General features: G+C 62.1%; 25 protein-coding genes. 16 read left to right on the forward strand and 9 right to left on the reverse strand.

Annotated elements, in window-relative coordinates; genetic code table 11:
• The first annotated feature begins 83 nt into the window (after positions 1-83).
• Positions 84-572, forward strand: a complete 489-nt coding sequence (gene cynS / locus C7G61_RS17390) for a cyanase (RefSeq protein WP_108516392.1) — start codon at positions 84-86, stop codon at positions 570-572.
• Between the two features lie 115 nt (positions 573-687).
• Here cynS and C7G61_RS17395 read toward each other — a convergent pair whose 3' ends face one another.
• Complete coding sequence (locus C7G61_RS17395) at positions 688-1,500, reverse strand: isocitrate lyase/PEP mutase family protein (protein WP_108516394.1); 813 nt, start codon at positions 1,498-1,500, stop codon at positions 688-690.
• 119 nt (positions 1,501-1,619) lie between these two features.
• Between C7G61_RS17395 and C7G61_RS17400 the strand changes: the two genes are divergently transcribed.
• Positions 1,620-2,540, forward strand: coding sequence for a LysR family transcriptional regulator (locus tag C7G61_RS17400; RefSeq protein ID WP_108516396.1), 921 nt, complete (start codon positions 1,620-1,622; stop codon positions 2,538-2,540).
• Between the two features lie 41 nt (positions 2,541-2,581).
• On the opposite strand, the gene C7G61_RS17405 is transcribed toward C7G61_RS17400, so the two are convergent.
• Positions 2,582-2,905 (reverse strand): DUF1476 domain-containing protein, encoded by a 324-nt coding sequence (locus C7G61_RS17405; protein ID WP_108516398.1) that lies wholly within the window; start codon positions 2,903-2,905, stop codon positions 2,582-2,584.
• Positions 2,906-3,223: 318 nt separating this feature from the next.
• On the opposite strand from C7G61_RS17405, the gene purC reads away from it, so the two are divergent.
• Genes purC through C7G61_RS17425 form a run of 4 tightly spaced genes read left to right on the forward strand, consistent with a single transcriptional unit; the run spans position 3,224 to position 5,916 of the window.
• Positions 3,224-3,991, forward strand: a complete 768-nt coding sequence (gene purC / locus C7G61_RS17410) for a phosphoribosylaminoimidazolesuccinocarboxamide synthase (protein WP_171708996.1) — start codon at positions 3,224-3,226, stop codon at positions 3,989-3,991.
• 10 nt (positions 3,992-4,001) lie between these two features.
• The gene (gene purS, locus C7G61_RS17415) at positions 4,002-4,241 is read left to right on the forward strand and encodes a phosphoribosylformylglycinamidine synthase subunit PurS (protein WP_108516401.1); all 240 of its coding nucleotides are present in this window, start codon (positions 4,002-4,004) and stop codon (positions 4,239-4,241) included.
• 11 nt (positions 4,242-4,252) lie between these two features.
• A complete protein-coding gene (gene purQ / locus C7G61_RS17420; protein WP_108516403.1) occupies positions 4,253-4,954 on the forward strand; it encodes a phosphoribosylformylglycinamidine synthase subunit PurQ in 702 nt (233 codons plus the stop codon).
• An 8-nt stretch (positions 4,955-4,962) separates the two neighbouring features.
• A complete protein-coding gene (locus C7G61_RS17425) occupies positions 4,963-5,916 on the forward strand; it encodes a tripartite tricarboxylate transporter substrate-binding protein (RefSeq protein ID WP_108516904.1) in 954 nt (317 codons plus the stop codon).
• 64 nt (positions 5,917-5,980) lie between these two features.
• Here the strand turns inward: C7G61_RS17425 and C7G61_RS43945 are convergent, their stop codons facing one another.
• Positions 5,981-6,322, reverse strand: coding sequence for a hypothetical protein (locus C7G61_RS43945; protein WP_145963638.1), 342 nt, complete (start codon positions 6,320-6,322; stop codon positions 5,981-5,983).
• On the opposite strand from C7G61_RS43945, the gene C7G61_RS17435 reads away from it, so the two are divergent.
• Positions 6,321-7,310, forward strand: coding sequence for a tetratricopeptide repeat protein (locus C7G61_RS17435; RefSeq protein ID WP_244608335.1), 990 nt, complete (start codon positions 6,321-6,323; stop codon positions 7,308-7,310). The two genes, C7G61_RS43945 and C7G61_RS17435, sit on opposite strands and share 2 nt — an antisense overlap.
• 147 nt (positions 7,311-7,457) lie before the next feature.
• Positions 7,458-9,080: an ABC transporter substrate-binding protein gene (locus tag C7G61_RS17440; RefSeq protein WP_108516409.1), complete on the forward strand. Its 1,623-nt coding sequence runs from the start codon at positions 7,458-7,460 to the stop codon at positions 9,078-9,080.
• Between the two features lie 113 nt (positions 9,081-9,193).
• On the opposite strand, the gene C7G61_RS17445 is transcribed toward C7G61_RS17440, so the two are convergent.
• Both C7G61_RS17445 and C7G61_RS17450 read right to left on the reverse strand, forming a co-directional pair.
• Positions 9,194-10,126 carry a DMT family transporter gene (locus tag C7G61_RS17445; RefSeq protein WP_108516411.1) on the reverse strand — a complete coding sequence of 311 codons (933 nt, stop codon included), beginning with the start codon at positions 10,124-10,126 and terminating at the stop codon, positions 9,194-9,196.
• The gene (locus tag C7G61_RS17450) at positions 10,116-10,604 is read right to left on the reverse strand and encodes a PaaI family thioesterase (protein WP_108516413.1); all 489 of its coding nucleotides are present in this window, start codon (positions 10,602-10,604) and stop codon (positions 10,116-10,118) included. Before C7G61_RS17450 ends, C7G61_RS17445 begins: the two co-directional genes overlap by 11 nt.
• A 162-nt stretch (positions 10,605-10,766) precedes the next feature.
• Here C7G61_RS17450 and purL point away from each other — a divergent pair, with 162 nt between their 5' ends.
• On the forward strand, positions 10,767-12,974 hold the full coding sequence (gene purL, locus C7G61_RS17455; RefSeq protein ID WP_108516415.1) for a phosphoribosylformylglycinamidine synthase subunit PurL: 2,208 nt from the start codon (positions 10,767-10,769) through the stop codon (positions 12,972-12,974).
• Positions 12,975-13,074: 100 nt separating this feature from the next.
• Here the strand turns inward: purL and C7G61_RS17465 are convergent, their stop codons facing one another.
• Both C7G61_RS17465 and C7G61_RS17470 read right to left on the reverse strand, forming a co-directional pair.
• Positions 13,075-14,259: an acyltransferase family protein gene (locus tag C7G61_RS17465; protein ID WP_108516417.1), complete on the reverse strand. Its 1,185-nt coding sequence runs from the start codon at positions 14,257-14,259 to the stop codon at positions 13,075-13,077.
• Positions 14,260-14,438: 179 nt separating this feature from the next.
• Positions 14,439-14,798 (reverse strand): DUF427 domain-containing protein, encoded by a 360-nt coding sequence (locus C7G61_RS17470; protein WP_108516419.1) that lies wholly within the window; start codon positions 14,796-14,798, stop codon positions 14,439-14,441.
• Positions 14,799-14,982: 184 nt separating this feature from the next.
• On the opposite strand from C7G61_RS17470, the gene C7G61_RS17475 reads away from it, so the two are divergent.
• From C7G61_RS17475 to C7G61_RS17490, 3 genes are all read left to right on the forward strand, one after another.
• Positions 14,983-15,237, forward strand: a complete 255-nt coding sequence (locus tag C7G61_RS17475) for a BolA family protein (RefSeq protein WP_108516421.1) — start codon at positions 14,983-14,985, stop codon at positions 15,235-15,237.
• 27 nt (positions 15,238-15,264) lie between these two features.
• Positions 15,265-16,443 carry a low temperature requirement protein A gene (locus C7G61_RS17480; RefSeq protein WP_108516424.1) on the forward strand — a complete coding sequence of 393 codons (1,179 nt, stop codon included), beginning with the start codon at positions 15,265-15,267 and terminating at the stop codon, positions 16,441-16,443.
• A gap of 658 nt (positions 16,444-17,101) precedes the next feature.
• Positions 17,102-17,401, forward strand: coding sequence for a hypothetical protein (locus tag C7G61_RS17490; protein WP_108516428.1), 300 nt, complete (start codon positions 17,102-17,104; stop codon positions 17,399-17,401).
• Positions 17,402-17,454: 53 nt separating this feature from the next.
• Here the strand turns inward: C7G61_RS17490 and egtD are convergent, their stop codons facing one another.
• Positions 17,455-18,426 carry an L-histidine N(alpha)-methyltransferase gene (gene egtD, locus C7G61_RS17495; protein ID WP_108516430.1) on the reverse strand — a complete coding sequence of 324 codons (972 nt, stop codon included), beginning with the start codon at positions 18,424-18,426 and terminating at the stop codon, positions 17,455-17,457.
• Between the two features lie 50 nt (positions 18,427-18,476).
• Positions 18,477-19,727 (reverse strand): ergothioneine biosynthesis protein EgtB, encoded by a 1,251-nt coding sequence (egtB, locus tag C7G61_RS17500; protein WP_108516432.1) that lies wholly within the window; start codon positions 19,725-19,727, stop codon positions 18,477-18,479.
• Positions 19,728-20,029: 302 nt separating this feature from the next.
• Here egtB and grxD point away from each other — a divergent pair, with 302 nt between their 5' ends.
• From grxD to C7G61_RS17520, 4 genes are read left to right on the forward strand one after another with little or no spacing between them, the layout of a single operon-like run.
• Entirely contained in the window at positions 20,030-20,368 is a 339-nt protein-coding gene (gene grxD, locus C7G61_RS17505; RefSeq protein WP_108516906.1) for a Grx4 family monothiol glutaredoxin, read from the forward strand.
• A complete protein-coding gene (locus C7G61_RS17510; RefSeq protein ID WP_108516435.1) occupies positions 20,365-20,919 on the forward strand; it encodes an O-acetyl-ADP-ribose deacetylase in 555 nt (184 codons plus the stop codon). The genes grxD and C7G61_RS17510 overlap by 4 nt, the downstream gene beginning before the upstream one ends.
• Before the next feature lie 51 nt (positions 20,920-20,970).
• Entirely contained in the window at positions 20,971-22,254 is a 1,284-nt protein-coding gene (locus C7G61_RS17515) for a serine hydrolase domain-containing protein (RefSeq protein WP_108516437.1), read from the forward strand.
• Entirely contained in the window at positions 22,235-23,539 is a 1,305-nt protein-coding gene (locus tag C7G61_RS17520) for a serine hydrolase domain-containing protein (RefSeq protein WP_108516439.1), read from the forward strand. The genes C7G61_RS17515 and C7G61_RS17520 overlap by 20 nt, the downstream gene beginning before the upstream one ends.
• Positions 23,540-23,561: the final 22 nt, after the last annotated feature.

The following is a 23,561-nucleotide window of genomic DNA, read 5'->3' on the forward strand; positions in this document are numbered from 1 at the left end:
AGACGTGGATGCCCGGGACATTTGAGTGAAGACGCGCTTCGCGCTTTTGCCCGGGCCTGATTGAACCAAAGGAGAGACCATCCATGAAACGCGAAGACCTCACCGAAAAGCTGCTCGACATCAAGCGCGAGAAGGGCTGGAGCTGGAAACATATCTGCGAAAAGATCGGCGGTTATTCGGAGGTGCTGATAACAGGCGCCGTTCTCGGCCAGATGAAACTGACAAAGCCGCAGGCCGCCAATGCCGGTGAGTTGTTCGGGCTGTCGAAATCGGAAATCGCCATGCTCAACGAGGTGCCGATGCGCGGCACCGGAACGCCGATGCCGCCGACCGATCCCTTGATCTACCGTTTCTACGAACTGGTGATGGTCAACGGCCCGGCGTGGAAGGCGCTGATCGAGGAAGAATATGGCGACGGCATCATGTCGGCGATCGACTTCGACATGGTGATGGAGCGCCTGCCCAATCCCAAGGGCGACCGCGTCAAGATCACGATGTCCGGAAAATTCCTGCCGTACAAATATTACGGCGCCAGCGGGAATGTGCCGGAGTATGGGTTCAAGGAGGGGTGACGTTAACGTCGCGTCGCGACGGTAACGTCATTCCGGACGACGCGAAGCGGCGATCCGGAATCTCGAGATTCCGGGTTCGTGCTTCGCACGCCCCGGAATGACGGCCCGAGGCGGATCACCTGAACGCAGCCCTGACTTCCCCGATCGGTGCCATCTCGCGCACATAGGTGAACGCGCCCCGCTCCTTCATCTCGCGGGCGCATTTTAAGAACGCTGCAAGCGCGTAGCGCTCCATCGCGCCGCCGACGCTGATGCGCTTGACGCCTGCGGCTGAGAGTTGATCGACCGTCAGCGTGGGGTCGGCAAAGCCCATCACATGGTTGAACGGCTTGCCGACCGATGACACCACAGTGCGGATCGTGCCGATGTCATACAGGCCGGGCGAATACAGGACGTCCGCTCCAGCCGCCTCGAATGCCTGCAGCCGCTTGATGGTGTCGTCGACATCCTTGCGGCCGTGCAGGAAATTCTCTGCCCGCGCCGTCAACGTGAACGGGAAGGGCAGCGCACGTGCGGCCTCGACCGCCGCCTGCACCCGCTCGACCGCAAGCGAAAAATCGTAGATCGGCTTCTTCGGATCGCCGGTAAAATCTTCGATCGAGCCGCCGACGACGCCGGCCTCTGCCGCACGCGCGATCGCTTTCGCCGCGGTCTTCGGATCGTCCGCGCCGCAATTCTCCAAATCGGCGTTGACGGGCAGGCCAGTGGCATCAGCGATCACCCGGCAGTTCTCGAGGATGGCATCGAGGCTGACGGTGGCGCTGCCGAGCGTATTGGCAACGCCGAGGCTCGTGGTCGCCAGCGCCTCGAACCCCATCGCGGCGAGCAGTTTTGCCGTGCCGGCGTCCCAGGGATTGGGAATGATGAAGGCGCCCGGGCGCGCATGCAGGGCGCGAAACGCTTCGGCTTTTTCCATCTGGGTTCGCATCGGCAATCTCCGCTTGGTTTGTTGGCCGGTTCAGGCTGGCAGCGAAACTAGCGGGCTATCGCCCATCAGCCAAATTTGTTATTTCTCTATGCATCATCAGCTTTTTGCATGGAGGAAGCATGGACAGCGATGCGCTTCTCACGTTCCTGACCGTTCACCGCCGCGGCGGTATTTCGAGCGCGGCGAAGGCGCTGCACCGTTCGCAGCCGGCGATCTCGCGGCGCATTGCATTGCTGGAGCAGGAGCTCGGCGTGCCGCTGTTCGAGCGGATCGCGGGACGCACGATGCTGAGCGATGCGGGGCGGGTGATGGTGCCGTATGCCGAGCGCGCGGTCGCAGCCGCGCAGGACGCGGAGAATGCGGTTCGCGCGCTGGCGCGGCCGAATTCAGGGCCGATTGCGCTCGCGGTGGTCGGCACGCTGGCCGGCGGGCGGCTGTCGGCGATCTTAAAGCGCTTCGCGGCCGAGCACCCTGGGGTCGAATTGAGTTTACGCACCGCGACCAGCGCTGAGGTCAGCGACATGATCCGGCGCGGCGAGGCGACCATCGGGCTGCGCTATGACCGCGACCGTTCGCGTGATCTCGACTGCGAATTGCTGTTGTCCGAACGACTGCTGGTGGTGTGTGCTCTGGATCATCCGCGTGCAGGGCGCCGTGTCGCAAAACTTGCAGAGCTGCGCGGCGAGCGCTGGATCGCGTTCCCTGTCGTGCCGGGACGGCGCGAGATCACGGCTGCACACGTCTTTGCGCTATTTCAGACCCACGGGCTGGGTGACGTCGACTGGACGCCGGTCGACAGCCTGACCGCGCAGAAGCGCCTGGTCGAAGCAGGCCTCGGCGTGGCGCTTCTGTCGGAGAGCAACGCTGCTGAGGAACTGCGACACGGCACGATTTCGACCATCGCCGTCCGCGATCTCAAGGCGAGCCACGACGTGGTAACAGTAACGCGCCGCGGCGGCTTTCTCAGCGCGGCGGCGCGGCGATTGCTGGAGATCGTGCGTGGGGAATATAAAAAGGCGCGAATGGCGAACGGCGAGTAGCAACTGGAGCTATTCGCTATTCGCCACTCCCTATTCGCTTGTCAGGTCCCCGCCTTCACCTGGGCGGCGGCCGCCGCCATCAGCTCGTCCATCTTGACGCGCACCTCGGCAGCGGTGATGGCGACGCCCTTGGCGGTCAAATCCTTGACAACCTTGTTCTGGACGTCCTGGTCGCCGGCCTCCTCGAAATCGGCCGAAACCACTTCCTTGGCGTAGGCATTGGCGTCGTCGCCGGACATGCCGAGCTTCTCCGCTGCCCAAAGACCGAGCAGCTTGTTACGGCGCACCTCGGCCTTGAACTTCTGCTCCTCGTCGAGGGCGAATTTCTTCTCAAAACCTTCCTCGCGCTTGTCGAAAGTGCTCATTCTTCGGTTCCAATCCCCGGAAATGGTAAGCAGGGCCGCGTTGTCGCGGCCCGATCGCCTACCTAGATAGAGGGGGCGAATCGGTAAAACAACGGGCCGTTAGGCCGCAGGCAATCGGGATAAGTTGGCCCCAATTGGGCCGGGTCGATTGTGCTGGATGGGCCAATCGGATAGGTTGCCATCAGGCGAGGTTCTTGTTCTGTTTCCGGTCGCTTTGTTCGGGACTTTCGCCTTCACGGCAGCTCCGTCGTGGTCGTAAACCCTTGTCATCCGGAGCACACCAATTTCATGGATTTCAACAAAACACGGTACATCCCAATGAGCCGTCGACGCCGTATTTATGAAGGCAAGGCCAAGGTCCTGTATGAAGGCCCGGAGCCGGGAACCCTGATCCAGCACTTCAAGGATGATGCGACCGCGTTCAATGCCAAGAAACACCAGGTGATCGAGGGCAAGGGCGTCCTCAACAACCGGATTTCGGAGTACCTGTTTCAGCACCTCAACGACATCGGGGTGCCGACCCATTTCATCCGCCGCCTCAACATGCGCGAGCAGTTGATTCGCGAGGTCGAGATCGTGCCGCTGGAGGTGGTGGTGCGGAACGTCGCCGCCGGTTCGCTGTCGCAGCGCCTCGGCATCGAGGAGGGCACCCAGCTACCGCGCTCGATCATCGAGTTCTATTACAAGAACGACCAGCTCAACGACCCCATGGTATCGGAAGAGCACATCACCGCGTTCGGCTGGGCGACGCCGCAGGAAATCGACGACATCATGGCACTCGCCATCCGCGTCAACGACTTCCTGACCGGGCTGTTCCTGGGCATCGGCATCCGTCTGGTCGATTTCAAGATGGAATGCGGACGCCTGTTCGAAAACGAGATGATGCGGATCATCGTCGCCGACGAAATCTCGCCCGACTCATGCCGGCTGTGGGATATCAAGTCGAACGAGAAGCTCGACAAGGATCGTTTCCGCAGGGATCTCGGTGGGCTGCTGGAAGCCTATACCGAAGTGGCAAAGCGGCTGGGCATTCTGATGGAGAACGAGCGTCCGGCCGGTACCGGTCCGGTGCTGGTGAAGAGCTGAGGTTGAGATCGTGAAGGCACGCGTTACCGTTACGTTGAAGTCCGGCATTCTCGATCCGCAGGGCAAGGCCATCGAAGGCGCGCTGAAATCGCTCGGCGTCGATGGCATTGCCAGCGTCCGCCAGGGCAAGGTGTTCGACATCGAACTGTCGGGCGCCGACAAAGCCAAGGCCGAGGCGGCATTGAAGGATGCCGCCGACAAGCTGCTGGCGAATACCGTGATCGAGAATTACAGAGTCGAACTTCTCTAGGCGCGCCTCCCATGAAATCAGCCGTCCTCGTCTTTCCCGGAATCAACCGCGAGCGCGACATGGCGCGGGCGCTGAAGCTCGCCTCCGGCCAGGAGGCGGCGATGGTGTGGCACGCCGAGACCGAGCTACCGAAGGGGACCGATCTCGTCGTCGTGCCCGGCGGCTTTTCCTATGGCGATTACCTGCGCTGCGGCGCGATTGCCGCCCGCGCGCCTGTCATGGACGCGGTGCGCAAGTTTACCGCCGATGGCGGGCTCGTACTGGGCGTCTGCAACGGCTTTCAGATCCTGTGCGAAGCGGGCCTGCTGCCCGGCGTTCTGATGCGCAATTCACGGCTGAAATTCATCTGCAAGGACGTGCATCTGCGGGTCGAACGCTCGGATACGCCGTTCACGCGAGGCTACAATGCCGGCCAGGTCATTCGCGTGCCGGTCGCGCATGGCGAAGGCAATTACGAAGCCGACGAGGAGACGGTGAAGCGGCTGGAAGGCGAGGGGCGGGTGCTCTACCGCTACTGCTCCGCCGATGGTGTGGTCGACGAGGAATCCAACATCAACGGCGCCGCAGATTCGATCGCCGGCATCGTCAACGAGCGCGGCAATGTGCTCGGCATGATGCCGCATCCGGAGAACCACGTCGAAGACATCATGGGCTGCACCGACGGCCGCGGCCTGTTCGCCGGCCTCGTCGCGCATCTGGAAAAAGCGGCGTGAAATCTTTCATGATGCGCCTGGCCGTTGCCGCGGCGGCCTTCTCGCTTACCGCCGCCGCTCACGCGCAGGACTATCCCAAGCGTCCCATCACCATGATCGTGCCGTTCGCGGCCGGCGGCACTTCCGACGTGATCGCGCGCGTGGTGGCCGAGGAGATGACCAGGTCGCTCGGGCAGCCGATCGTAATCGAGAATGTCGCGGGCGCCGGTGGCTCGACCGCACTGACGCGTGCGGCGCGCGCGGAAGCCGACGGCTATACCATCGCGATCGGCAATGCCGGCACCAGTGCGGCGGCTTACACGATCTATCCGAAACTGCCGTTCACGCCGGAATCCTTTGTGCCGATTGCGGTGGTCGCGAAGACGTTCGGCATCGTGGCGTTACGCAAGGATTTTCCGGCGAAGAACCTGCAGGATTTCATCGCCTATGCGAAGAAGAATCCCGGCAAGGTCAATCTCGGCCATGCCGGCGTCGGCTCCTCGAATTTCTTGATCTGCAAGAGCTTTGAACACGCGGCCGGCATCGAGGTCACACTGGTCGGCTATCGCGGCGCGGCGCCTGCGCTGACGGACGCGATCGGCGGCCAGATCGACGGCGTCTGCGACTCGGCTGCCTCGGTGTCGCAGGCGATCGACGACAAATTGGTGAAGGGCCTCCTCGTGGGTTCGACGGTGCGGCTTTCAACCTTGCCCGATCTGCCGATGTCGTCGGAAGCAGGTCTGCCCGAATTCGAAGCGCAAGGCTGGAACGGCCTGTTCGCGCCGAAGGGCACGCCGCCTGCGATCATCGCGAAGCTGAACGCCGCAGCCAAGGCCGCCGTCGAAAGCGAGGCGGTGAAGAAGCGCTTTCACGATCTCTCCACCGTCGCGCCCGACGCCAACGAGCTCGCGAGCGAAGTGCTCGGGCAATTGGTGACGCGCGACGTCACGAAATATCGCAAGCTGCTGGAAGAGAAGAAGTAGAATCGGCAGCCACGTGATGAAGGTGCCACGCGAATGAAAAAGCCCCGCTGCGCGGGGCTTTTTGCTATCGGCCAGCAGGCGAGCCGGGCCCCGCCGGAGCCAGTGTCGAACCGCTGGGCGAGGGGTTGATGTGGGTGTTGCCGGACGGGTTCGCTGCACTGTTTCGGCCCGCCGCGGCGCTGCCGGCGTTGTTGGTCATGCCGGTGTCAGCGGGGCTGCCCGTCGCATTGCCGGTAGTCGTTCCGCCTGATGTCGTTCCATTGGTGGAAGATCCCGTCGTCGTGCCGCCCGTTGCCGCACCACCCGTGGCCGAACTTCCGCCTGTGGAGCCGCCGGTGGACTGCGCCAGCGCGTAAGTGCCCGTGAGTGCCAGCGCTGTCGCCAATCCCAATGTTGCGAGTTTCATGATTGCTCCTTTTCTTGGCTTGCGTAACGGCCAACGAGGTCCGTCAGCGCTGCGTTCCCGCCTGCCGATCACAGTTCGTTGCTGTTCCCATGAAGACTTCCACTGGCCACAAATGTGGAAGCGCAGTGTTGCTTCTGTGGAATCGCCAGCCGATATTTCGCATTCAATCACAACTGAAGATTGTCTGATTGAACTTGCCGCGCTATCAAGGCCACCAAGGATCGTCCGTCCCGTTTGCCTGGAATGCGCCATGCCCGTTGCTCTCGTCGTCTTGCTGCTCGATATCACGCTGATCTATCACGCATCGAAGACGGGCCGCCTGCAGCCTTGGGCCTTCATCATCCTGATGATCCCGCTGGTCGGCGCGCTCGCCTACATCGTCGTCGAACTGGTGCCGGAATGGTTTGGAAGTCCCGGTGCCCAGCAGGCACGCAAGCGCATCGCCGGCAAACTCGACCCGGAAAAGCTCTATCGCGAGCTATCCGATCGGCTCGCCAACACAGACACTGTTGCCAATCGTGCCGCGCTGGCAGCGGAGTGCCTCAGGCTGGCGAGATTCGACGAAGCGGTGCGTCACTACGATCACATCCTGATGCTGCCGCTCGGTGGCGAGCCGGCCTATGCGCTGGGCAGGGCGCAGGCCGAATTCGGTCGTAACCGTCCGGCCGAGGCACTCGCCACGTTGGACGATCTGCAAAAGCGCTGGCCGGATTTTGAATCGGCGGAGGGGCATTTGCTCTATGCGCGTGCGTTGGCAGAGGTCGGGCGGATCGGCGAGGCGCTCGAAGAGTACCACGCGCTCGTGGCCTACTTCCCCGGCGCGGAGGCGCGGGTCCGTTACGGCATGCTGCTGCGCATAGCCGGTCGCAACGCTGAAGCCAGAGTCGTATTCAACGAACTGCTGCTGCAGATGAAACGCGCGCCCAAATATCTGCGCGAGGCGCAGGCCGAATGGCTTTCGATCGCTGAAAAGCAGTTGTTGGGCTGAGCAGCAGCGGCCGAAGACATTCTTTGTTCAACTGCCTTTGTTCAACTGCGGAATCTTTGTTCAATTGCGGCAAGTGGCTGGCCTGAAACTTGCTCGTATCTCCTGATCCCAAACGTGGATTTTCCGATCGTCGGACGGAGATAGATCATGCCCATTCGCAAGGCTTCCCGCACGGTTAAGGCTTCCTGCACGGTTGCGCTGCTGACCGCGCTCCTGTCGTCCCATTCGGCGATGGCTGAATCCACGTTGCGCATCGCCATGACAGCGTCCGATATCCCCACTGCAACCGGGCTGCCGAACAACGGTTTCGAGGGAATGCGCTTCCTCGGCTATCCGATCTTCGAAGGATTGGTGCTTTGGGATTTGACCAAGACCGACCGGCTGGCGACCTTGCGTCCCGGGCTCGCGGAGAAATGGGAACAGGACCCCAGCGACAACAAGACCTGGATTTTCCATCTGCGCCAGGGCGTCAAATTCCACGACGGCACCGATTTCAATGCCGACGCCGTGATCTGGAATCTTGACCGCTATTTCAACAGCGAGAGCCCGCAATTTGAGCCGCCGAGTTCAGCGATGTCGCGGGCGCGCGTTCCCGTGATGGGCAGCTACAAGAAGATCGACGACGCAACCGTCGCCATCACCACCACGAAGCCGGCCTCCTATTTTCCCCATATGGCGGTCTATCTGCTGTTCACCTCGCCGACATCGTTCGAGAAGGCGGGAAAGGAATGGGCGAAGGTCGCGACCTTGCCGGCGGCTGGCACCGGGCCGTTCCGGATCACCAAAGTGGTGCCGCGGCAGGAAGCCGATCTGGCGCGCTGGGACAAATATTGGGACCCGGGCAGGATGGCAAAAGTCGACAATGTTGTGCTGATGCCGATCCCCGAGGCGAATTCGCGATTGGCCGCGTTGCGCTCCGGCCAGGTTGACTGGATTGAAGTGCCGCCGCCTGACGGCATCGCCTCGCTGAAATCCGCGGGCTTCACCATCACCACCGGCTCCTATCCGCATGTCTGGCCGTGGTTCTTCAACATCGGCGCGGCCAACAGCCCGTTTAGGGATGTCAGAGTTCGCCAGGCGCTGAACTATTGCATCGATCGGGAAGGGCTGGTCTCGCTGCTCAACGGCACCGCGGAGCCGTCGGTCGGGTGGCTCAAGGCCAGCGATCCCGATTTCGGCGCGCCGGTCAATCGCTACAAGTTCGAGCCCGCCAAGGGCAAGGCGCTGCTCGCGGAAGCAGGCTACACGCCGGCGAAGCCGCTCTCGTTCAAGGCGCTGATCTCGAATTCCGGCTCGGGGCAGATGCTGCCGTTGCCGATGAACGAGTACTTGCAGCAGAATCTGAAAGAGGCCTGCGGCGTCAACGTGGAATTCGACGTGATCGAATGGCAGGTGCTGCTGACAGCGGCGCGCGCCACGCCTGACAGCCCGAATCTGCGCGGCGCCATGGCGCTCAATATCAGCTCGCCGTCGTCGGATGCCGGCGTCATGGCGCGCTATTTTCTGACTGCCAATTTCTCGCCGAACGGTTTCAATTTCGAGCAGTGGAAAGACGACGAATTCGAAGACGCGCTGAAGACGATTTCGGAATCGACCGATTCGAAGGCGATCTCGACCGCCTACCGCAAGGCGCATGAGCGGCTCGTCGACAATCCGCCCTGGCTCTACATCGTCCACGATCTCAATCCCCGCGCGATGAGCCCGAAGGTCAAGGGTTTTGTTTCGCCGCAATCGTGGTTCGTCGATCTGACGCTGGTGAGCGTGCAATAGAGCGGGATGACTTTTCTTCGAACGTCATCCCGCTCTATCTCTTTAATTTGAGCATGATCTCTTCGGAAAAACCGGTACCCACTTTTCCGGATCATGCTCTAGGCGCGTGGTGCTCAGCCGCCGCGACGCCGATCGCGCCATTGCCGGTAGGCGTCTTTCGGGATCGTCATGGCGGCGACACCGGTCATGACCAGGATCAGGCCAAGCGCCAGGTTTGACGGCACGGATTCACCGAGCAGAACCACCGACAGGCCGACGCCGATCGGGATGCGCAGGTAACCTTGTGCGTTGGTGGTGAGCGTGCCGAGCCGCGTCAGGCACATGTAGAACAGCATCAGGCCAAATGCGCTGGAGAATATTCCCATCGCAACCGTGGCGACCAGTGCCTCGGCCGTCGGCCGCAAGGTCCAGGGATGATCGACGACCAGTGACACCGGCAGCAGTATGAGTCCGCCGAACAACAGCGAGCCGGCGGCCACCACCATCGGGTCGTAATCTGTCAGCCTCAGACCGAAGATCGTGGCGCAGGCGAACGAGATGGTGGCGATCAGGATGACGATCTCGGCAAATATATTGGCATCGAATGTAGAGAGCGCATCAAGGCCGATGATCACGGCCGTTCCGACAAGCCCCAGAATGGCGCCGGCAAGCTTGAGCAGCGTGGCCGGTTCGTGCCGCGTAATGGCCCAGGTGATGAGAAAGGCGAAGATCGGCGTCGTGGAGGCCAGCACCACCGTATTTGAGGCCGGCACATATTGCTGCGCCCAGGTGATCAGCAGGAACGGAAACGTCGAATTGATGGTCTGCTGCTGGGCGAACAGCTTCCAGGCCTTCGCTTCCGTCGGCATCGGTATCCCGCGGACGCGCAGGACCACGAGCAGGAAGGCGGCCGCGATCAGCGAGCGGGCGGAAATGAAGGTGATCGGTGGGATCGAGCCGAGGCCGATCTTGGTCAGCGGATAGGTCGAACTCCAGCAGCACGCCAGCGCGAGCAGCAACGCATAGTCGCGCCAGCCGCGACGGGCCTTTGGCGCGTCAGGTAGCAACGGCGCTGGTGCCCGAGGGCTTCTTCCATTTCACCCGCTTGATGGTGCCTGAGAAGGTAAACAGCGACCGCTCGCCGGATTTCAGCAGACCGCGCAGGAAGATCAGCGAGCCGCCGGCGCGGGTGATTTCGCCCTCGCATTCGACCAGTTCGCCCTCGCGCGCGGCGTCGAGAAACTCGCAGGCGAACGAAACCGTGACGCCCGGCCCCTCCAGCACGGAGGAGGCGATCGCGAACAGGCAGTAATCGGCGAACGACATGAAGCAGCCGCCATGGACGTTGCGCATGCCGTTGAGGTGCTTCTTCTCGACCCGGAACGCGCATTGCACGCGGCCGTTTTCGTCCATCCGGTGCCAAAACGGGCCGTTATGGGTCTCAAAACTGTCGCGGGTCCAGGTCCGCCAGCCCGCAAATTCGCCCTCGGTTTCGACATGCAGGTCGGGGCGCTGGTGAAATGCATTTTTGGGGAGTTCGTTCACTAAAAATGGCCCTTCAATCAGGTGTTTCCGCCCTTAAATCCGATCCGGGAACGATGTGCAAACGCCGATCCTGCAAGGCTCCCCCCGTAAAGCTCTGGACAGGGCGGAAATGCGCCATAAAAGGCCTTTTCGCACCCCCTCGATCTTCCTAAGAAGAGACCCATGAACGAGCCCCAGATCACCCCCGAACTCGTCGCCAGCCATGGCCTGAAACCCGACGAGTATGAGCGCATCCTCAAGCTGATCGGGCGGGTGCCGAGTTTCACTGAACTGGGGATTTTCTCGGCGATGTGGAACGAGCATTGCTCGTACAAGTCCTCGCGCCTCCATCTGCGGGGGCTGCCGACCAAGGCGCCGTGGGTGATCCAGGGCCCGGGCGAGAACGCCGGCGTCATCGACATCGGCGACGGGCAGGCGGTGGTCTTCAAGATGGAGAGCCACAACCACCCGAGCTATATCGAGCCCTATCAGGGCGCGACCACGGGCGTCGGCGGCATTTTGCGTGACGTGTTCACGATGGGCGCGCGCCCCATCGCCTGCCTCAATGCGCTCTCGTTTGGCGCGCCGGAACACCCCAAGACGCGCCATCTGGTGTCGGGCGTGGTCGCCGGCGTCGGCGGCTATGGCAATTCGTTCGGCGTGCCGACGGTCGGTGGCCAGGTGCGTTTCCACACCCGCTATGACGGCAACATCCTGGTCAATGCGATGGCGGTTGGGCTGGCCGACACCGACAAGATTTTCTATGCGGCGGCGTCAGGCGTGAACATGCCGATCGTCTATCTCGGCTCCAAGACCGGGCGCGACGGCATTCACGGCGCCTCGATGGCATCGGCCGAGTTCGATGACGATTCGGCCGAGAAGCGGCCGACGGTGCAGGTCGGCGATCCCTTTGCGGAAAAGCTCTTGCTGGAAGCCTGCCTCGAAATCATGGAAGCTGATTGCGTGATCGCGATCCAGGACATGGGCGCGGCGGGCCTGACCTGCTCGGCGGTCGAGATGGGCGCCAAGGGCGATCTCGGCGTCGATCTCAATCTCGATGCGGTGCCGACGCGCGAAACCGGCATGAGCGCCTATGAGATGATGCTCTCGGAAAGCCAGGAGCGCATGCTCATGGTGCTGAAGCCCGAGAAAGAAAAAGAGGCCGAAGCGATCTTCAAGAAGTGGGGGCTCGACTTTGCCGTCGTCGGCTACACCACGCCGAGCAAGCGCTTCGTGGTCAAGCATGGCGGCGACGTCATGGCCGATCTGCCGATCAAGGAACTGGGCGACGAGGCGCCGCTCTATGACCGCCCGCATGTCCCGTCCGTGGCGTTGCCGGTGGTGCAGGCGCGCGAGGTAAACCCGCCGCTCGGCATTTCCGCGGCGCTGGAAAAGCTGATCGCAACGCCCGAACTGTGCTCGAAGCGCTGGGTGTGGGAGCAATATGATCACGTCATTCTCGGCAATACCGTGCAGCGTCCGGGCGGCGATGCCGCCGTGGTCCGCGTGCAGGACGGGCCGAAGGGGCTCGCGCTCACCGTCGACGTGACGCCGCGCTATTGCGAGGCCGATCCGTTCGAAGGCGGCAAGCAGGCTGTCGCCGAAGCCTGGCGCAACATCACAGCGGTCGGCGGCCGTCCGCTGGCGATTACCGACAATCTGAATTTCGGCAATCCGGAACGCCCTGAAATCATGGGCCAGTTCGTCGGCTGCCTGAAGGGTATTTCGGAAGCCTGCAGCGCGCTCGACTTCCCGGTCGTGTCCGGCAACGTGTCGCTCTACAACGAGACCAACGGCCGCGGCATTCTGCCGACGCCCTCGATCGGCGGCGTCGGTCTGCTCGACGATTTCACGAAATCCGCCACGCTGGCGTTCAAGGCCTCCGGTGAAGCGATCCTGCTGATCGGCGACACACAAGGCTGGCTCGGGCAGTCGGTGTACCTGCGCGATATCTGCGGCCGCGAAGAGGGCGCGCCGCCGCCGGTCGATCTCGCGGCCGAAAAGCGCAATGGCGACGTGGTGCGCGGCATGATCCACGCCGGCACCGCAACTGCGGTGCATGACATCTCCGACGGCGGCTTATTGATTGCGCTCGCCGAGATGGCGATGGCCAGCGGCACCGGCGCGCAGCTATTGGCCGCGCCGGCCTCGATCGTGCCGCACGCCTACTGGTTCGGCGAGGATCAGGCGCGCTACATCGTGACGGTATCGGCGGCGGATGCCGGCCTGGTGCTGGCCAAGATGAAAGGCGCGGGCGTGCCGTGTGCGCGGATCGGCACCACGGGCGGCGATGCGATTGCGGTTGCGGGTGAGGCGCCGCTGGCGGTGAACGCGCTCAAGTCGGCGTTCGAGCACTGGCTGCCGGCCTATATGAGCGGCAAGGCGTCTTAACCGCCCGTCGTCATTCCGGGATGGTCCGAAGGACCAGACCCGGAATCTCGAGATTCCGGGTTCGATGCTGCGCATCGCCCCGGAATGACCGCCGTGGAGGTCACAGCACCCTCGTCGCGCCCGGAATCTGCCGCAACGCCCGCGTCAATGCCCAACTGAACGCGACCGTCAGCACGAATCCGATCGTCGCCTTGACGATCGCCGGCAGGTCGTAGTCGAACAGCCAGTATTGCAGCCACAGCGCGATCGGGTAGTGCACCAGGAACATGCCGTAGGCGTCGGCCTGCATCGGATCGAGTAGCTTGGCTGTGCCTGATTGCCTGAACCTCTGGAAAAAGGCCAGGATCAGAAACATGATGGCCACGCTGAAGACGGTGAAGCAGATGGCATAGAGGGCTTCATACCAGTCCGGCAACGGCGACGGGTTGCCCAGTATTTCGCGCTTGATGAAGATCAGCATCCACAACAGGCAATACGGAACGATCGCCAGCACCATCCAGTCCCAGCTGACCTTCGCCATCCGGCCATCTGCAGCGAGCAGCCCGCGATCCATTTGCGCAACGCCTATGCCGGCGCCGAAAAAGAAGTAGGTCGCGTAGAGCATCACGCGCCCGTGCTGCACCGAGAACGGCCCGAACTCGAACCAGCTGCTTGGTCCGTAGTGAACCAGCCCGGGGACGTAGAACGCGGCGGTGACAGCTAGCATGACCGCGAAGAACACTGCGGGTCGGCGACGGCCGTGCAGCGAGAGGCGGTTGATCGGATCGAGCATGTTGGGCGAGAGCCGGTGCAGCAGGCAGGCAACCACGTCGAAGGCGAACAAGACCCAGAGAAACCAGATCGGCCCGCTCGGCCATGGACCCTTCGTCACCATGTTCCACCAGTAATCCGAAAAGCCGATTTCGGGATGGTGCCGCAGGGAGATCGCGTAATAGGCGAGCGGAATGACCGTGAACGCGCAGATCACGAACGGCAGGCCAAGCCGAAGCAGGCGATCTTGCAAATAGCTCAGCGCTCCCTTCCGGGCGATACCAGACCAGGCGAACAGTCCCGACAGGAAAAAGAACATCGCCATGAAGAAGCTGTCAGTGGCGAGCACGATCATGTCGAAGCCGAAGAAGTACTTCGGATCGGTGTGGCCGAAATAGGTATAGGGGATGACCGCATGGTGGAGGAGCACCACCAGCGTCAGGAAGGTGCGGGCGCGATCAAGCGAAAGGTTTCGCGTCTTGGCCTTTGGCACTGCGCCCAATTCGGCATGCCCCACGGCGGAAATCGATGTCATGCGCGCCTCCCAGCCAGGCTGTTTGTGCCGAATGTTGCAGCCGGGAACCCGATTCAGCAAGGCCCAATGTTCGCTGCCGTTTGCGACGGAATGGCCAGTAGTACAGACAAGTCGACCTATTTCTGCGCAGCACAGGCTCTGCAGACTCTTATGCCCGGCGATGACAGACGGGAGACGGCCTACGCCATTTCCTCGATCGTCACCTTGTCCGGATAGAACGCCAGATGGCCTGATATCTCGGCCATGGCCGGGAAGGGCGTCTCATAGGTCCAGATCGAATTTTCGATGCTCTTGCCGTTGGCGTTGATGCTGAAATAGTTCGCATCCCCCTTGTAGGGGCAGTGGGTTGTCCGCTCGGTGCGGGCCAGCAGCGACATATTGGCATCCTCGCGCGGCACATATTGCACCGCCGGATAACTGGCTTCCTTCAGGGTCAGCGCATGGGTGGTGTCGGCGATGATCACGCCGCCCACCGAGACGCGGACGCGCTTGGGGTTTGCCGTAATCGTGATCGGATGGTCGGGACCGGGCAATTTCATGATTTTCAGCCTCTTTTTCGGTCAGCCCAAATGATCGGGCGCGACCGGATCTCACGGTGTCAAACGGTCGAAGGCGGAATATAGTGCCGCCAGGCGTGACCTAGAAGAGCCTACGCGCTAGGTTCGGCCGTCACGGTCGCGCGAGCCGGCCGTGATTCGAAACACCTGACGGAGACATGCTGGAATGCCGATGGATGCCCACGATATCGAATCGATGATCAAGGCAGCTATCCCCGATGCCGAGGTGACGATCCGCGATCTCGCAGGCGATGGCGACCACTACGCCGCGACCGTGATCTCGGAATCCTTCCGCGGCAAGTCGCGCGTGCAGCAGCACCAGATCGTCTACCAGTCGCTCAAGGGGCAGATGGGCGGCTTGCTGCATGCGCTGGCGCTGCAGACCGGGGTACCTAGCGGACCTGGAGTGCCGGAGGCCTAGGCCCCGACGGGCCACGCGGGGGCACCGATGACGGACAATCCGCACGGCGCGCTGTTTCGCGCTATCGTGCCGCACCAGCATAGCCGCGTCACTTACGCCGAGCTTTTCTTCGATCTCGTGTTCGTCTTTGCGGTTACGCAGATCTCTCACACGCTGCTGGCGCACTTTACGCCACTAGGCGTGTTGCAGGTCACGCTGCTGTTCCTCGCGGTGTGGTGGGTGTGGGTCTACACCTCCTGGATCACCAACTGGCTCAATCCCGAAAAGACCCCGGTTCGGCTCCTGCTGTTTGCGATGATGCTGGGTGGGCTCGTGCTGTCGACCTCGATTCCGGCGGCGTTTGACGGGCGCGGCTTGTGGTTTGCCATTGCCTATGCGGCGATGCAGGTCGGCAAGACGGTCTTTCTCTGGATTTCAACCCCACGATCGCGACCGCTGGCGCGGATGAATGCCATCCGCATTACTGCATGGTTGTCGATGTCGGCGATCTTCTGGATCGCGGGCGGATTGGCGCAAGGCGAGTTGCGGCTCGTGCTTTGGGCGATCGCGCTTGTCATCGAGTATGTCTCGCCGGCGGTGCGGTTCTGGATACCCCGATATGGCGCGTCTTCCGTCGCGGACTGGGTGATCGAAGGCGGCCACATGGCCGAACGCTGCGCGCTCTTCGTCATCATCGCGCTGGGTGAATCCGTCATCGTGACCGGCGCAACATTTGCCGAACTGGCCTGGTCGGCCGAAAACCTGATCGCCTTCGTCGCGGTGCTGGCCGGCAGCATCGCCATGTGGTGGATCTATTTCCACATCGGCGCCGAAGCCGGCTCCGAGCAGATATCAAGATCGAGCGAGCCGGGAAGGCTGGCGCGGCTCGCCTATACCTATCTGCACATGCCGATCGTGGCCGGCATCATCGTCTCGGCGGTGGCCGACGAACTGGTGCTGAAGCACCCGGGCGGGCACTCCGATCTCAAGACGGTGATAAGCGCAATCGGCGGTCCGTTGCTGTTTCTGTTCGGGACCATCCTGTTCAAGCACAGCTTTCGCGGCTTCCTTCAGCTCTCGCACGGGGTCGGTATCATCGCACTCTGCGTGCTCGCCTGGTTCGCAAGCGAGCTGTCGCCGCTGATGCTGTCGATCCTGACCACCGCGATCATGATCGTGGTCGCGGTGTGGGAATCGGTCTCGCTGCAATCGGGTCCGAGAGAATAGTACCGTTAGAGCCTCATCGGTGCTGATTGAATCAGAACCGGGCTCTCGTCTTTCGTTTGGATGCGTTTTCTTTACGCAAACCGAATCCACCCCCGGATCAGGTCCGAGGGCGTGGTTCGCCTGGAAACGCTCTAACCTGAAAGCGCTCTAATCAGGCAGCGATCGCCTGACCGGCAGAAATGGCGACGTGCTGTGCTGATCGACGACGTTTCGAAGAACGAGATTTGACAATTGCACGACGAGCGCCCGCAGCCTGGCATTTTCCTCGATGAGGGACACCCGTTCGGCGTCCGTCTCTTGATCCCAAGCCTGGTCCTCGCGAACGGAGGACGAGCTGGAATCTTCCTTCCGATTGCCGGACGCTGGATATGCGTTGCCCATAACTGACATCCCCTGGCACGAACTCACCCCTAGCCGAGCCTGACGCAGAAATTCGACTGAGTCCGCGTCAAAAGTTGGACGTTTCGAAGGGCAAACGAGAGCGCAGATGGAGCGTTTTGCGGGCGGGCCGATAAAGATGAAGATTTGTTAAGAAGTTTGGTTATAGTGCGAACGGAAAGGTGCGGGGACGCGCGGCGGCGTAGCACCTTTCCATCAGACCTAGACCAGCGCGATTCACTCAGTGCCCACGGGGCTGCCGTGGTGGGAATACGCGCCTATGAAACAAAGTGAAGCAAGAGTACGCATCATTCAGGAGTGGGATCGCTGGATCGTGACGCAGGCGATCGAGCAGGACGGACCCACTGGAAAAGATTCGTTGAAGTTCTTCCACGAACTGCAGGACGCCGGATCGGCGCTATTGGATTTCCAGTCTCGCGGGCAGGACAAGTGGCGGATCATTCACGCGTGGTTGCTGGGTGCAGATCGACTATTCGATGACTGGATATCCGCCGCGCCCCGGATCGCTCCAACACGCAGGATGCGACCAGAGCGCAGGAGATCTGACTGCAAGACTTGAACTGCAGAGACCTGAACTGCAAAAACCCGAACTGCAATGCTCGGGACCACTCCTCAGGCTGACGCCGCCAGCGCGTGAACCGAAAACATTCGGTCGCGGTCGGTCCAGGATTCCCGTACCGACCAGCCGGAGTCGCGCGCCAGATCGGTGAAGCGGTCGAAGCTGTATTTGTAGCTCGACTCGGTGTGGATGCTCTCACCCGGGCGGAATGAAAAATTCCGTCCAAGGATGCGCACGGTCTGCGCCTTCTTGGCGATCAGGTGCATCTCGATGCGATGCCGCTCGCGGTTATAGACCGAGCGGTGCATGAAGGCGGAAACGTCGAAATTGCCGCCGAGCTCGCGGTTGATGCGGACCAGAACGTTGAGATTGAAGCGCGCGGTGACGCCGGCTGCATCGTTATAGGCATCGTAGAGCACGCGCTCGTTCTTTTCGAGATCGACGCCGATGATCATCTGCGCGCCTTCGCCCAGAATCTCGCGCGCGCTGCGCAGGAAGGCGCGCGCTTCGTGCGGCTCGAAATTGCCGAGTGTCGATCCCGGAAAGAAGCCGACCTTGGGCATCCCTTCGATCTCGGCGGGCAGGGCGAACGGCGCGGTGAAATCGGCGGCAACCGGATAAACGCCGAGCTCGGGAAAATCCTTGCGCAAGCCGCCGGCCTGCGCGGTCAGGAAGTCGCCGGAAATGTCGACCGGGACATAGGCGCCGAAATCGCAGCGCTCCAGCAGCAGGCGGACCTTGGTGGTGGCGCCGGCGCCGAATTCCACCAGCGCGGCACCCCTGGGAACGATGGAAGCGATCTCGTCGCCGCGGCTGCGCAGAATGCCGAGCTCGGTGCGGGTCGGATAATATTCCGGCAGGACCGTGATCTGCTCGAATAGCTCCGAACCTGCGGCGTCGTAGAAATATTTCGGCGACAGGCGCTTGGGAAATTGCGACAGGTCGCCGATCACGTCGCCGGCAAAGGCGGAGGTCTGCTCATCGAACGGGTAGCTTTGGGCCAAAGCGGCGGCGTGCAAATTCATGATACTCTCCCGAACGCGCTTTCCGGCGCGCTATGATCCTGTTGAGCGGGTCAGGCGTAATCGGCGAGGCGTAACCCCGTGAATTGCCAGCGGTGGTAGGGATAGAAGAAGTTGCGATAGGTGATACGGCTGTGGCCGGCCGGGGTTGCAAGCGAGGAGCCGCGCAGCACCAGCTGATTGACCATGAACTTGCCGTTATATTCGCCCAGCGCACCCTCGATGGCGCGGTAGCCGGGATAAGGTGAGTAGGAGCTGCGGGTCCACTGCCAGACGATGCCGAAGGCGTCGTTGAGCTGGCCGGCGCGGGCGGCGACCTCCCATTCCATTTCGGTCGGCAGATGGCGGCCGGCCCAGCGCGCGAACGCGTCCGCCTCGTAATAGCTGACATGGCTGACCGGGCCTGAAGGGTCGATCGGCTGCAGCCCGCCGAGCGTCATGATCCGCCAGTCGCCGTCGATCTGGCGCCAGTGGCCCGGCGCCTGCCAGCCCTCGTTGGTCGCGGCGGCAAAGCCGTCCATCAGCCACAGCGTGGCCGTGCCGTAGCCGCCGTCCTTCATGAAGGCCAGCCATTCGGCATTGGTGACGAGGTTGCGGGCGAGCCTGACCGGGCCGACCAGCGCCCGGTGCGCGGGTTTTTCATTGTCGAAATGGAAGCTGTCGTCGCTGTGGCCGACGGTGTGGATGCCCTCGTTGAGGGTGACCCATTCCTCCGCCGAACGATGCGGCGCCGGGAAGCGCCAGGACGGATCGTAGGCCGGCGGGATCGGGTTCTGCGCAAAGGCGTGCAGGATATCGGTCAGCATCAATTCCTGATGCTGCTGCTCGTGGTTGAGGCCGACCTCGACCAGGGGGGCGAGCTTGGCGAGGCGCTCCTCGCCGGCGGTCTGGAAGAACTTGACCACGGCGGCATCGACATGCCGGCGATAGGCGGTGACCTCGTCCGCGCTCGGGCGGGTGAGGTGGCCGCGCTGGTGACGGGCGTGCCGGGGACCTGCGCTGACATAGTAGGAATTGAATAGAAACGCGTAGTCGGGGTGGAAGGGCTGGTAACCCTCGCAGTGTTCGCCAAGCAGGAATTGCTCGAAGAACCAGGCGGTATGGGCGCGGTGCCATTTGGCCGGGCTGGCGTCCGGCATCGACTGGATCAGCTGGTCTTCGGGGCTCAGGGGGGCGGCGCGGCGCTCGGTCTCGCCGCGGACGGCCAGATAGGCTTCCACCAAATTCTGGGCGAGGGTGCCTGAATCGGAGAAAAGTGACGGAGTGGGGCTGGCAAGGGACGCTGCAGATACTGATTTCGTCACAGGTGTCTCCGGTTAAGGGAGAGAAACTTTAGTCCGGCAAACTGGTTCCCGACGGGCGGTCCGTCCTAGATAGGGGTTCCCCTCCAGGAAAAAAGCCTTCCCCCGTTATGATATTGATGCCGTCAGACTATGGGGCCGCGGCCGCCGGGGGCCCGAGCCGGACCGGCGCATGCCACCTACTCGCCATTTTACTATGGATGCCCAACGGTTTGGGCTACATATAGGGCAAGTAACCGGGTTAGATGGACGAGCCGGCCCGTCAGGCGAAGCCGCAGGGGGCTGAGCCGCAAAAGGAAGCGAATATGAGCATCGAACAATTCATCGCCAATGAAGTGAAGTCGAACGACGTTGTGCTGTTCATGAAGGGCACGCCGCAGTTTCCGCAGTGCGGTTTTTCCGGCCAGGTGGTGCAGATCCTCGACCACGTCGGCGTCGGCTACAAGGGCCTGAACGTCCTGGAATCCGCCGAACTTCGCAACGGCATCAAGGAATATTCGAACTGGCCGACGATCCCGCAGCTCTACGTCAAGGGCGAGTTCATCGGCGGCTGCGACATCATCCGCGAGATGTTCCAGGCCGGTGAATTGCAGCAGCTGTTCGCCGACAAGGGCGTCACCGTCAGCGCGGCGGCCTCGGCCTGAGCGGTCGCGCGCGCCAGATCGGCCAGGCGCGGCTCGAAGTCATTGTTGCCGACATCACCAGCTTGCGCGTTGACGCCATCGTCAACGCGGCCAATTCGTCGCTCCTTGGCGGGGGCGGCGTCGATGGCGCGATCCATCGTGCTGCGGGGCCTGAGCTGGTGGCTGAATGCCGGATGCTCCACGGCTGCGAGACCGGCGACGCCAAGATCACCAAGGGCTATCGCCTGCCGGCCAAGTACGTGATCCACACGGTTGGGCCGGTGTGGAATGGCGGCACGCTTGGCGAGGACGATCTGCTTGCCTCTTGCTATCGTCGCTCGATCGAATTGTGCGAGAAGCACGGCCTTGTTTCAGTCGCCTTTCCCGCGATCTCAACGGGCATCTATCGCTTCCCCGCCGATCGCGCGGCCGGCATCGCAGTACAGACCGTCGTCGATACGCTCGCGGCTGCACCCACAGTCGTGCAAGTGGTCTTCTGCTGCTTCTCCGATGCCAGCGCCCAGTTGCATCAGGCGGCATTGGATACCTTCGGCAGCCCTTGTGCCGACTGACAAGCCGCCGCTACACTCTCCGGTGAATTCCAAGGAGAGGGGTAGGGTCCAATGAATTCATCAGGAATGCTGCGCGCGCTGGGCTTCGGCGCGCTGATGCTTGCCACGCTGTCGTCCGCCCGCGCGGAAGGCACTTTCGATATTCCCGCCGGCGCGCATTTCAACAAGGACAAGCTTGGGAAGATCACCGAGTTCTTCAGGAACGAGGTGTCGACCGGCAAGATCGCCGGCGCCAACGTCCTGATCCAGCAGCACGGCAAGCCGGTCTATCACGAAACCTTCGGCGTGCAGGACGTGGTGTCCAAGGCGCCGATCACCGACAAGACCATCTTCCGCCTGTCGTCGCTGACCAAGGCGATCACCTCGGTCGTGGCGATGCAGTTGATCCAGGACGGCAAGATCAAGCTCGACGATCCCGTCTCGAAGTACATTCCCTCCTTCGCCAACATGAAGGTCGGTGAGGAGAAAAAGGCCGAGGACGGTACCAGGACGCTCGAACTGGTGCCGCTGACCCGGCCTATCACCATTCTCGACCTGATGCGTCATACCTCCGGCATCACCTATGGCTTCTATGGCGACAGCCTGGTGCGCAAGGCCTACAAGGAGGCGAACCTCTATGCGGGCGAATTCGACCTTGCCGAATTCGCCGAGCGGATCGCCAGGCTGCCGCTGCACAACCAGCCGGGCGCGCTCTGGCAGTACGGCCATTCCACCGACATCCTGGCGCGGATCATGGAGATCGTGTCCGGCAAATCATTGCTCGATATTGAAAAGGAAAAGCTGCTCGATCCGCTCGGCATGACCGACACCGGCTTCTTCGTTACCGAACCGGAGCGGCTGCAGCGGCTTGCCCAACCATTGCCGAACGACAGCGATTTCCGGGTCGGCCGCCTCTACAGGACCGAGGTTCGCCAGAAGTGGGAATCCGCCAGCGGCGGCATGGTTTCGACCATGTCGGATTTTTCGAAGTTTGCGCAGATGCTGGCCAATGGCGGTACGTTCGAGGGCAAGACCTATCTCAGCCCGAAGACGTTCGAACTGATGACATCAGACCACGCCGGCAAGGACTCCGGCGTTGCGCGGGATCATTACTATTTTCCCGGTGACGGCTTCGGCATGGGGCTTGGGCTTGCCGTGCGCACCGACGCCGGCAACGCCAAGCCGCCGCCGCCGGGATCGCTGGGCGAACTGAAATGGGACGGCGCTGCCGGCTGCTACATGGTGGTCGACCGCAAGCAGGACATGTTCTTCGTGGTGCTGGAGCAGACGCCGACGGAGCGCCAGCGCGTCCAGCGGACGCTGAAGCAGTTGGTCTATGAAGCGCTGGAGAACTAGCGGCGCCGCAGGGCGCACCCTCGTTGTAGCGGCGCTGGCCATTCTCCTGGCCGCCGGATGGCTGCACGCGGTGCGAGCCGAGCCGAAAGCGCCGAATGCACCAACTTTCTCACGCGCGGCCCTTGAACAGATCGCCGATTACGTTCGCAACGAAATCACGACCGGCAAGATTCCCGGCGCTGTCCTGCTGATCCAGCAGCACGGCAAGCCGGTCTATTTGCAAAGTTTCGGCGTGCGGGACCCGGCGACCGGCCAGCCGATGACGCCGGACACGATTTTCCAGATCTATTCGATGTCGAAAGCCGTTACCTCGGTTGCCGCGATGATGCTGGTCGACGACGGCAAGCTGGCTCTCGACGATCCCGTATCGAAATACATTCGTTCCTTTGCGGATGCAAAAGTCGGCGTCGATCTTTCCGATGAAGCAGGACAGTATCCGCTCAAGCTCGAGCCGTTGAAGCGCCCGATCACGATCAGGGATCTGCTGCGGCACACCTCGGGTATCACTTACGGCTTCTTCGGCGAAACCGCGGTGCAGAAACTCTACGCCAATCCCAAACTGTACGCCGGCGATTTCGATAACGCCGAATTCGCCGACCGGATCGCGACACTGCCGCTAGCCGATCAGCCCGCGGTGCGTTGGAATTACAGCCATTCAACCGACGTGCTTGGCCGCGTCGTCGAGGTGGCGTCGGGGCAGACGCTGTTTCAATTCGAAAAGCAAAGATTGTTCGATCCTCTCGGCATGTCCGAGACCGCATATTATGTCGCTGATGCATCGAAGTGGTCGCGCATTGCCCAGGCATTTCCCGTCGATCGTTTTCGGGTGGCCGGAATCAGGGACCCGGCATTGCCGCGGCGCTGGGAATCCGGCGGAGCGGGCCTGGTCTCGACGGCCGGGGACTACGCCCGCTTCCTGCAAATGCTGCTGAACGGAGGCGAACTGGACGGCAAGCGGTACCTCAAGCCCGAGACAGTCGCACTGATGACGTCGGATCAGATCGGGCCAGAGACCAGGATCATTCACGATCCCTTCTATTTCCCGGGCCCGAGCTCTGGCTTTGGTCTCGGCTTTGCCGTGCGCACCTCACCGCCGCCGAATACGACATGGCCGCTCGGCGAATACCGCTGGGACGGTGCGGGCGGCAGTTTCTATTTTGTCGATCCCGAGGACGATATGCTCGTTGTCTGCATGGTGCAGGCCCCGACGCAAGGTGGGCGAATCCAACTGGCGCTGAAGACGATGATGTTTGAGGCGCTGGGCAAGGGCCTGCGCAAGGATTGATAGAGGATTGACGATCGCCTGA

Source organism: Bradyrhizobium algeriense (genome assembly GCF_003062295.1).
Taxonomy (GTDB): Bacteria; Pseudomonadota; Alphaproteobacteria; order Rhizobiales; family Xanthobacteraceae; genus Bradyrhizobium; species Bradyrhizobium algeriense.